At 65.3% G+C, this 9,019-nt stretch carries 11 protein-coding genes; 3 read left to right on the top strand and 8 right to left on the bottom strand.

The window, feature by feature from the left end:
- Window positions 1-48: 48 nt before the first annotated feature.
- Window positions 49-1,284, bottom strand: coding sequence for an acyl-CoA dehydrogenase family protein (locus ACP97_RS17050; protein ID WP_049999040.1), 1,236 nt, complete (start codon window positions 1,282-1,284; stop codon window positions 49-51).
- 64 nt (window positions 1,285-1,348) lie between these two features.
- Window positions 1,349-2,197 (bottom strand): SDR family oxidoreductase, encoded by an 849-nt coding sequence (locus ACP97_RS17045; RefSeq protein ID WP_049999039.1) that lies wholly within the window; start codon window positions 2,195-2,197, stop codon window positions 1,349-1,351.
- 107 nt (window positions 2,198-2,304) lie between these two features.
- On the opposite strand from ACP97_RS17045, the gene ACP97_RS17040 reads away from it, so the two are divergent.
- From ACP97_RS17040 to ACP97_RS17030, 3 genes are read left to right on the top strand one after another with little or no spacing between them, the layout of a single operon-like run.
- Complete coding sequence (locus ACP97_RS17040; protein WP_049999038.1) at window positions 2,305-3,072, top strand: SDR family NAD(P)-dependent oxidoreductase; 768 nt, start codon at window positions 2,305-2,307, stop codon at window positions 3,070-3,072.
- A gap of 49 nt (window positions 3,073-3,121) precedes the next feature.
- Entirely contained in the window at window positions 3,122-4,288 is a 1,167-nt protein-coding gene (locus tag ACP97_RS17035) for a thiolase C-terminal domain-containing protein (RefSeq protein ID WP_079977698.1), read from the top strand.
- Complete coding sequence (locus ACP97_RS17030) at window positions 4,285-4,635, top strand: Zn-ribbon domain-containing OB-fold protein (protein ID WP_049999037.1); 351 nt, start codon at window positions 4,285-4,287, stop codon at window positions 4,633-4,635. Before ACP97_RS17035 ends, ACP97_RS17030 begins: the two co-directional genes overlap by 4 nt.
- 53 nt (window positions 4,636-4,688) lie before the next feature.
- Here ACP97_RS17030 and ACP97_RS17025 read toward each other — a convergent pair whose 3' ends face one another.
- Genes ACP97_RS17025 through paaA form a run of 6 tightly spaced genes read right to left on the bottom strand, consistent with a single transcriptional unit; the run spans window position 4,689 to window position 8,945 of the window.
- Window positions 4,689-6,206: an aldehyde dehydrogenase family protein gene (locus ACP97_RS17025; RefSeq protein ID WP_049999036.1), complete on the bottom strand. Its 1,518-nt coding sequence runs from the start codon at window positions 6,204-6,206 to the stop codon at window positions 4,689-4,691.
- Window positions 6,207-6,224: 18 nt separating this feature from the next.
- A complete protein-coding gene (gene paaE / locus ACP97_RS20580) occupies window positions 6,225-6,395 on the bottom strand; it encodes a 1,2-phenylacetyl-CoA epoxidase subunit PaaE (RefSeq protein ID WP_202593656.1) in 171 nt (56 codons plus the stop codon).
- The gene (paaD, locus tag ACP97_RS17020; RefSeq protein ID WP_049999035.1) at window positions 6,395-6,823 is read right to left on the bottom strand and encodes a 1,2-phenylacetyl-CoA epoxidase subunit PaaD; all 429 of its coding nucleotides are present in this window, start codon (window positions 6,821-6,823) and stop codon (window positions 6,395-6,397) included. Before paaD ends, paaE begins: the two co-directional genes overlap by 1 nt.
- Entirely contained in the window at window positions 6,816-7,676 is an 861-nt protein-coding gene (paaC, locus tag ACP97_RS17015; protein WP_049999034.1) for a 1,2-phenylacetyl-CoA epoxidase subunit PaaC, read from the bottom strand. The genes paaD and paaC overlap by 8 nt, the downstream gene beginning before the upstream one ends.
- Window positions 7,676-7,990, bottom strand: a complete 315-nt coding sequence (gene paaB, locus ACP97_RS17010; RefSeq protein WP_049999033.1) for a 1,2-phenylacetyl-CoA epoxidase subunit PaaB — start codon at window positions 7,988-7,990, stop codon at window positions 7,676-7,678. The genes paaC and paaB overlap by 1 nt, the downstream gene beginning before the upstream one ends.
- A gap of 13 nt (window positions 7,991-8,003) precedes the next feature.
- Window positions 8,004-8,945, bottom strand: coding sequence for a 1,2-phenylacetyl-CoA epoxidase subunit PaaA (paaA, locus tag ACP97_RS17005; RefSeq protein ID WP_049999032.1), 942 nt, complete (start codon window positions 8,943-8,945; stop codon window positions 8,004-8,006).
- Window positions 8,946-9,019: the final 74 nt, after the last annotated feature.

The following is a 9,019-nucleotide window of genomic DNA, read 5'->3' as shown; positions in this document are numbered from 1 at the left end:
AGGACCTGTCGTCGTGACGACGGTGCGAGCGGCGCGTTCGCGTCGATGTTACCCGAGACCGAGCTGGCTGGCGATGGTGTTGAGCTGGATCTCGTCGGTGCCCTCGACGATGCGGAAGATGCGCGCCTCGTGCAGCCGGTCCATGAACGGGTTCTCCTCCGCGAGGCCGCTGCTGCCGTGGACCTGCACCACGTCGTCGGCGACCTCCCAGAAGGTGTTCGTGGCGAGCCACTTCAGCATCGACGATTCGGCGATTGCGCTTTCCCCCTCGTCGAGCAGCCACGCACACCGCAGGCCGGCGGCATCCGCGGCGTAGTTGTTCGCCCGCCCGCGGGCAATCTTGTGCGAAATCGACTGGAAATCCCCGATCGAACGGCCGAACGCCTCGCGGTCGTTGGCGAACTCGGTCGCTTGGTCGAGCAGCCACTCGGTGCGCCCGACCGCCTGCGCGCCGATTTCGAGCCGGCCGAGACCGAGAAAGCCCATCGCGTCGTAGAAGGCCGCATCGACCGTGCCGAGTATCCTGTCCTCGGGCACCCACACGTCGTCGAAGCGGAGTTCGGCCTGTCGGCCCACCGAGCCGACGGCGTTGTTGAGCGCGCCGACCTCGTACTCGCCCGCTTCGACGATGAAACACGTGACGCCGCCGTGACGGCCCGCCTCCTCCTGTGGCGTGGTCCGGGCGAACACCTGCACGAAATCGGCGTACGGCGCGTTCGTTATCCACTGTTTCGTCCCATTGAGAATCCAGCCGTCGCCTGCGTGCCCGCTGGTACGCTCGGCGCTGGTGGTCATGTTCGGCGAGTCAGACCCCACACCGGGTTCGGTCTGGGCGAACGCGGTCGTCTTTTCGGCGGCTATCGCCGGCTTCAGGTATTTCTCGACCTGCTCGCCCTCGGCGGCCGCGAGCAGCGGTTTCGGGCCTTCGGGACCGGCGAGCACCTCGTTCGCGAGCGGCACGCCCGACCCTGCGAGATACCTGTTCGCGCGATACCACATCACGGCCGGGACGCCCTCGCCACCGACCTCCTCGGGGAGGTTCATCGCGTAGTAGCCCGCTTCGGCGCTTTTTCTCCGAATCTCGCCGATGGCGTCGAGCACCTCGTCCGTGAGTCGTCCATCCGGCTCGTGGCCGAGCCGTGGGTTCGTGAGCGTCTCGCCCAACTCCTCGGCGATCGGCTCGACTTCCCGCTCGAGGAACTCGTCGAGGCTCTGGAGAACGAGACGGGTTTCCTCGTCGGTGTTGAACGAAACCCCCACGTCGCTCGCTGCGTTCCGTGCCATGTGTGTCCGCATCGTTCGGGGAGCACCCACATAGTTCCTCGTCCCGGCGGTGACTCGACGGAAGTCAGGCGGGGCGCTCGTAGTCGGGGTCGAACAGTTGTGCCGACATCGGAGCCGGGTCGCCCTCGGTGAGATTGTACTTCGAGAAGTCGGTGACGCCGGCCTCGCGGAGCACGTCCTCGTCGTAGACGGCGTTGCCCGTGAAGTCGGCGTCGCGCGCGAGCAGTTCGAGCACGGTGTCCGCAACGATGTCGGGCGAGCGCCAGTCGTCCTCGGTTCCCATCCCGAAATAGCGCGTCGCGCGCGTGTCGATGGCGGTCACGGGCCAGAAACTGTTCGCCGCAATTCCAGTCCCCGACAGTTCGCTCGCAAGCGAGAGCGTGACGAAGGTCATCCCCATCTTCGACCACGCGTAGGCGGCCTCACCGGGCGCGCGGTCGACCATCACAGGGGGTGCGTTCGTCAAAATCCGCCCGCCGCCGATCTCCTTGAGATGGGGGATGAACGCCCGGGACGTGAGATACGTGCCTCGGATATTCACGTCGGTCAGCAGGTCGAAGCGGTTGGCCGGCAACTCCTCGACAGGAGCCATCTGGATGGCACTCGCGTTGTTGATGACGATGTCTACCTCGCCGAAGACGTCGATGGCCTCGGCGACGGCCGCCTCGATCTGGCCTTCGTCGCGCAGGTTCAACTGGATGGCGTGTGCGTCGACACCCTTCTCCTCGCACTCCGTGGCAGTCTCGTGAATCGTCCCGTCGAGGTCGCTATCGCGGTCGTCGACGGTCTTCCCTGTCGAGACGATATTGCAGCTGGCCTCGGCGAGTGCGAGCGCGACCTGCTTGCCGATGCCCCTCGTGGTGCCGGTGATGAACGCGGTCCGCCCGCTCAAATCGGGTTCTTCGAGCGCCATGTCCCGACTCCGCAGGGATGTGGCATAACGCTGGCTATGGATGATGGTTCGTGAAGGTTCGGGCGAGCCATCTCGACGCTTATTGCACTCGGCGGCGGAGAGGCGGTATGGGACTCGAACGCTTCTCGCTCGACGGTCGCGTAGCGCTCGTGACGGGGGCTAGCAGAGGTATCGGCGAAGCAATCGCCCTCGAAATGGCCGAGGCGGGCGCGAGCGTGGTGGCGCTCGCCCGCTCAGAGGGCGACCTCGAAGCGACCGTCGAACGCATCGATGCGGGTGGGGGTGTGGCCATCGCCTGCACGGCCGACGTGACGGACGGCCCGGCGATCGCGGCGGCGTTCGACCGCGCCGAGGAAGCGTTCGATTCGGTGGACGTCCTCGTGAACAACGCGGGCACGAACCCCTACTTCGGCGACGCGAAGAACCTCGACATCGAGACGTGGGAGCACATTATTAGCGTGAACGCGACCGGGGCCTTCCGGTGTGCGCGCGAGTTCGCCCGCCGGGTCGACGAGCGCGACGGAGAGGGGGCCATCGTGAACGTCGCCAGCGTCGGCGGCGTCGTTGGACTCCCCTACCAAGCACCCTACACGGCATCGAAACACGCGATAGTGGGACTGACGCGGACCCTCGCGGTCGAATGGGCACCCGACATCCGTGTCAACGCGCTCGCGCCCGGCTACGTGAAAACCGAGTTCACCGAGGGCGTTCGGGACAACGAGGCCATCCACGAGGAACTTCTCGACGAGATTCCACAGGACCGCTTCGCCGACCCGGAGGAGATCGCCGGCACGGCGGTCTATCTCGCGGGCGACGCGGCCTCGTACGCGACCGGCGAGGTTCACGTCGTCGACGGCGGCTACGCGGCACACTGACTCGTCCGGCCTCGGTAGGTCTTTGTGCGTCCATCCCCAATCATCGTCGATGACACGAGCAAGCGTCGTGGGTGCCGACATGACGACGTTCGGCGTCCACGAGGGCACTCTCTCCGAACTGTTCGCCGAGGCGGCACTCGGCGCGTACGACGACGCCAACGTCGGTTCGGACGACATCGATGCCCTCTACTTCGGCAACGCGATGGGCGGCCAGACCGAAAACGACACGCACCTCGCGCCGGCGGTCGCCTCGCAGATCGGTCTCGCGGGCGTTCCCTGCCAGCGCTACGAGGACGCCTGTGCGACCTCCTCGAACGCGTTCAAAAACGCCGTCGAGGCCGTCGAGACGGGCGTGCACGACACGGTGTTGGTGGGTGGCGTCGAGCGCTGTACCCCAGAGACGGGGCTTGGAACCGGCGAGATGACGCGCATCTTCGCCTCCGCCTCGGACCGCCACTACGAACAGCCCACGGGCCTCACCTTCCCGGGCGTGTTCGCGCTGCTCACGAAACGGCACATGCACGAACACGGCACGACCGAGGAGCAGCTCGCCCACGTCGCCGTGAAAAATCACGACAACGGCACCCGCAACCCGAACGCCCACTTCGGCAAAGAGGTCACGGTGGAGGAAGTGCTCGACTCGCCCGTCGTCGCCGACCCGTTCCACCTCATGGACTGCTGTCCGTTTTCGGACGGTGCGAGCGCCGTGATCGTCACGAGCGACGACCGCGCCGACTCGTTCGACGACCCTGTGGACGTGAGCGGCGTCGGCCACGCGACGGACGTCGTGCCGCTGAGCGCCAAACCCGTCCCGCACGCGACGCAGGCCGCCCGCGACGCCGCCACGCAGGCCTACGAGCAGGCCGAGGCGAGCGCCGACGAGATGGCCTTCGCCGAGGTCCACGACTGCTTCACCGGAGCCGAGGTGATGGCGAGCGAGGCCATCGGCTTCTTCGAGGACGGCGAGGGTGGGCCTGCCGCCGCCGAGGGCCGCTCTTCGATGGACGGCGACCGACCCATCAATCCCTCGGGCGGGTTGAAGGCGAAGGGCCACCCCATCGGGGCCACAGGCACAGGACAAATCGTCGAACTCACCGAGCAGTTGCGGGGGAACGCGGACGAACGCCAGATCGACGGTGCCGAGAAAGCCGTCGCGCACAATCTGGGTGGCGACGCCGCCACTACCGTCGTGTCGGTGCTGGAGGTGCGCGGATGAGCCTCACCCACGACGAGTGGACCGCGGCGCTTGAAGACGGCGATCTGTTGGGGATGCGCTGTCAGGACTGCGGCGCGACCTACGGCACGCCGTTCGTGGTCTGTAACGACTGTGGCGGCCGCGACATGGAGACGACCGAACTCCCCGAAGAAGGTGAAGTCTACACCGAAACGACGATTCAGGTCCCGCCGACGGGCTTCGAGGGACCCTATCAAGTCGGCACCGTCCAACTCGACGGCGCGCGCGTGACCGCTCGGCTGGAGGGCGACGTCGACATCGGCGACCGGGTGGTCTTCGACGGTGTGCTCGAAAGCGGAGAGACCGCACCGATCTTCCGCGCCGAATAGCGCCGCCCCGCTTCGATTCTCGAAAACAGTTCTGCCGGCGGAGTGTGTCGGCGCTACAGGTTCATGTTGATCGTCTTGGTCTGTGAGTAGTGATCGAGGGTCTCCTCGGCCTGCTCACGGCCGATGCCCGACTGTTTGAACCCGCCGAAGGGCTGGCCGGCCGGGAAGTCGTTGTATTGATTGACCCAGATGTTGCCCGCCTCGATGTCGCGCGCGGCACGATTCGCCTTCGGGAGGTCGTTCGTGATGACGCCCGCCGCGAGCCCGTAATCGACATCGTTGGCTTTCTCCATCATCTCGTCGTAGTCCGACCACGCGAAGACCTCCTCCACAGGTCCAAATATCTCCTCCTGAACGGGCTTGGAGTCGTGGTCGATATCGTCGATCACCGTGGGAACCACGAAACAGCCGTCCGCGAGCGCGTCGTCGTCGGGCTGACCCCCACCAGTAACGATGCGCGCGCCGTCCTCTCTGGCCTGCTCGACGTACGAGAGCGTGCGCTCGACCTGCTCTTCGGAGACCTTGGGACCCAATCGGGTGTCCTTCGAGAGCGGATCGCCCATCTGTAGGCTCTCGGCGCTCTCGACGAAGGCATCCATGAACTCCTCGTAGATGTCTTCGTGGACGAACAGGCGCGTGCCCGCAGTGCAGCACTCGCCGGTGTTGTAGAACATGGCGAGCATCATGACTCGGACGGCCTGCTGGACGTCGGCGTCCGGGAACACCACCACGGGACTCTTCCCGCCGAGTTCGAGGGTGACATCCGAAACGTTCTCGGCGGCGGCCTTCATGACCTCCTTGCCGACCGCGGTCGAGCCAGTGAACGAAACCTTGCGGACGTCCTCGTGCCCCGTCAGCGGCGCACCGGCCTCCTCGCCGTAGCCCGTCACGACGTTGACGACGCCATCGGGAAGCACGTCGTCGATCTCCTCCATAACCTTGAGAACCGACAGCGGCGTCTGTTCGGCGGGTTTGAGAACCACACAGTTGCCGGCAGCCAGCGCCGGCGCGAGTTTCCACGAGGCGATCAGCAGCGGGAAGTTCCACGGCACGACCGCGCCGATGACTCCATATGGCTCGCGGAGCGTCTGAATCGACTTCCCACTACCGGAGGGAACGGTCTCGCCCCCGTGGGTGCGGGCCGCGCCCGCGAAGTAGCGGAACTGGTCGGCGACGAGCGCGACGTCGGCGCGCGCCTCGCGGATGGGTTTGCCGTTGTCGAGCGTTTCGATTTTCGCTATCTCGTTACGCTTCTCCTCGATGCGGTCGGCGATCTCGGTGAGCAGGCGCTGGCGCTTCGTTCCATCCGTGTCGGCCCACTCGCTCTCGTAGGCTTCCCACGCCGCCTCGACCGCACGGTCGACGTCCTCGCTATTTCCTGCCTGTGCTTCCGCGAGCACCTCTCCCGTGGTGGGGTCGCGCGTCTCGAAGGTCTCGCCCGAGACGCTTTCGACCCACTCGCCGCCGATGTAGTGGTCGTACGAGTCGGCGAGCAGTTCCTCGCGCGCCTCGCTGTGGCGTTCTCTGATCTCGTCGCGGCTATCGTCGATCTGCTGTGTTTCTGAAGACATTTGTTGGGTAGGAATGGGTTATTCGAACTTCTCGAACGGTTGGTTGCAGTCGTGACAGTAGTGCATCGACCGACAGAGCGATGGTCCTTTCGGATGCTCGCGCTCCGTGTTCGTCGACTCGCAGTACGGGCACGCGGCCCGGTCGTCCTGTCCGGTGGTCTCGACGCTCGGGTCCGTAATCCTATTCATCAGATGCTCAGCCCGAATTCCCGGAGGTCCTCTCTGCCCTGTTCGGTCACCATCTCGACGGTCCACTCGGGCGACCACACGAGTCTGAGATCGGCGTCGTCGATACCCTCGACCGCGGCGACCCGACTGCGAACGGTCTCCTGGAGCATGTCGCGGGCCGGACACCCAGTATACGTGAGCGTCATGTCGACCCGTGCGTGGCCGTTCTCGATGGCGACGCCGTAGATGAGACCCAGATCCACAATGGAGATGGGCATCTCGGGGTCGTCGATGTCGTAGAGGGCGTCCCAGACCGCGCGCTCGATTCCCGTACTTTCCGCGCCGGTCGCGGGCAGTTCTTCGACGTTCTCGCCCGACTCGTAGTTGGGGTACGCGCAGTATTTCGCCTCCGGGTCGATGTCGGGGCCGGTACCGAGTTCGCTACTCATCGTCGGGATCCTCCATCAGCCGGGCGGCGTGATCCCGGCCGAGTTCGTCGTAGGTGTTCGTGATGTCGTCGTAGAGGCTCGCCCAGTGGTCGGTGTGGTCGCCGTCTCGCCCGACGTGGTCTGGCAGTTCGTCGGCTACTACCTGCCCGTCTTCGTCGGTCTCGGGCGCGCGGGCATCGATGCCGACGTCGGTCAGCGTCCCGGTGACGGTTTCGACCCACTCGGCGCGCATGTCGGCAAGCGAGCGGGTGCGGATTCCGAGGTCGTCGATGGCCGCGTCCTCTTCCGTTTCCTCGAACAGCGTCAGCGCGTAGGGGAAGAGTTCGTCGACGGCCTCCTGCACGCGCTCTCTCCCTTCGTCGCCGCCCACGAGTCGGCGCAGCCAGTTCTCGGCGTGCTCGCGGTGATAATCCTCCTCGCCCAGGACCTTGCCGACGCGGTCGCGGATGCGCGGGTACGAGGAGTCTTCGAGCGCCCGCAATCGGAGATGTTCGGCCTCGTCGTAGAAGTAACTCCGTACGATCGCGTCGGCCCAATCGCCTTCCGCAAAGGGCAGTTCACAGAGCGTGCTGTGCCGGAAGGTTTCGGGGTCCCGTTCCCAGATCAGGTCGGGTTCGGAATACCCGAAGTCCTCCAGCAGGTCGTACCAGAGCCGCGCGTGACCGAGTTCGTCCTGTGCGATGTTGGCGATCGCGATGTCCGATTCGACGGTCGGCGCGCGCACCTGCCAGTCGGTGTAGCGGTCGGCGAGCACGAACTCGTCGTCGGCCAGCCGGTAGAGCAGCGCCTCGACGGCTTCTCGCTCGCGCTCTCCGAGTTCGTTCGGGCCCGAGAGGCTCTCGCTGGCGGCCATCAGCGCCGCCCCCGTTCCTTCTCGGCTTCGGCCTGTTCGCTCTCGGAGTCGGCGACCTCCTCGGCAGCGGCCGTGATGTTGTACTGGGTCGCCCAGCGGTAGCCCTTGTTCGTGGTGCCGCCGAATTTCGCGCCGTCTTCGTTCACTTCGCCGATCTCGTCTTTCGGGACGACCCAGATGCTGTGGGTTGGCTTGCGCCGGCCGTGTTGAATCTGGGCGAACATGAGCGCCATCTCGCGGTCGGGCGCGTGGACGTTTCCGCAGTGGGTGTGATACTTGCCGGCTCCCTCCTGGCGGAAGACTTCCCAGATCATGCTTGCACCCCCATCAGTCGGCCGCCTGCGGCGCGCGGCCGCTCGTCGTGGCTTCGTATTCGTCGAGCGTCTCGCGGACCCACTCGACCGCGTCGTGGGCGCGCTTGCGCGAGTCGATCTGGCCGACACCGGGTTCGTAGTCGTTTTTGGCGATCTGGAAGAACTCCCCCCAGTCGAGTTCGTCCTCGTCGACCTGATAGTTCCCGTCCGCGTCCTGCTCGATGGTCGGGGTGTCGGGAATCTCCAGCCCGTATTTCTCGGCTTTCGGGATGTACTGGTTGAGGAACGACTCCCGGAGTTCGTCGTTGGTCATCTGTTTCAGTCCGACCTCGGCGGCGAAGCCGTGGTGGGTAGATTTGTCGTCGGTCGGCCCGAAGAACTGGATGATGCGCGGCCACCACGTCTCGAAGGCGTCCTGCACCAGTTCCTGTTCTTTCTTCGACCCGGTGGCGAGCTCCTTCAGGATGGACTCGCCGTGTTTGATGTGGAACCCCTCTTCGAAGACGACTTTGTCCATCGCGTGGGCGTACGGCTCCCAGCTCGTCCGTTTGAGGGTTGCCTGCCGGCGCATCGCCGCGCCGTCGACGAAGAAGGCGACCATCGGCGTCTCGACCCACGACTCCATCGGGTAGTGGAAACAATTCAGGAACTTGCCCTCGCCATTGGCGAGTTCGTCGAGCATCTGGTCGCGTGTCTTGATGCCGAGCGATTCGGCCGCCCGGTAGAGCAACTGGCCGTGGCCGAGTTCGTCCTGCGTCTTCGCCGAGTAGGCTAATTTCCTATCTAGACTCGGGGCCTCGCGGATGAACGGGCGTTCGAGGTACGCACCCATGATCTCCGAGTTCGCGTGGAACTGGATCATCCGCGTCGCCGCCTCGCGGTACTCTCTGGGCATGTCGTCGTCCGGGCTGAACTGGCGCGGCCCGGCGCGCTCTTTGACTGTTTCGAGGTCCATGATACACCGTCACGTTGGCTTCCCAACGTCATAGTCCTTCACACGTCCATGAACGGGGTTTATATACTGGCGGC

This window comes from Halococcus sediminicola (assembly GCF_000755245.1).
Lineage (GTDB): Archaea > Halobacteriota > Halobacteria > Halobacteriales > Halococcaceae > Halococcus > Halococcus sediminicola.
This window is presented reverse-complemented; position numbering and strand designations above follow the sequence as displayed.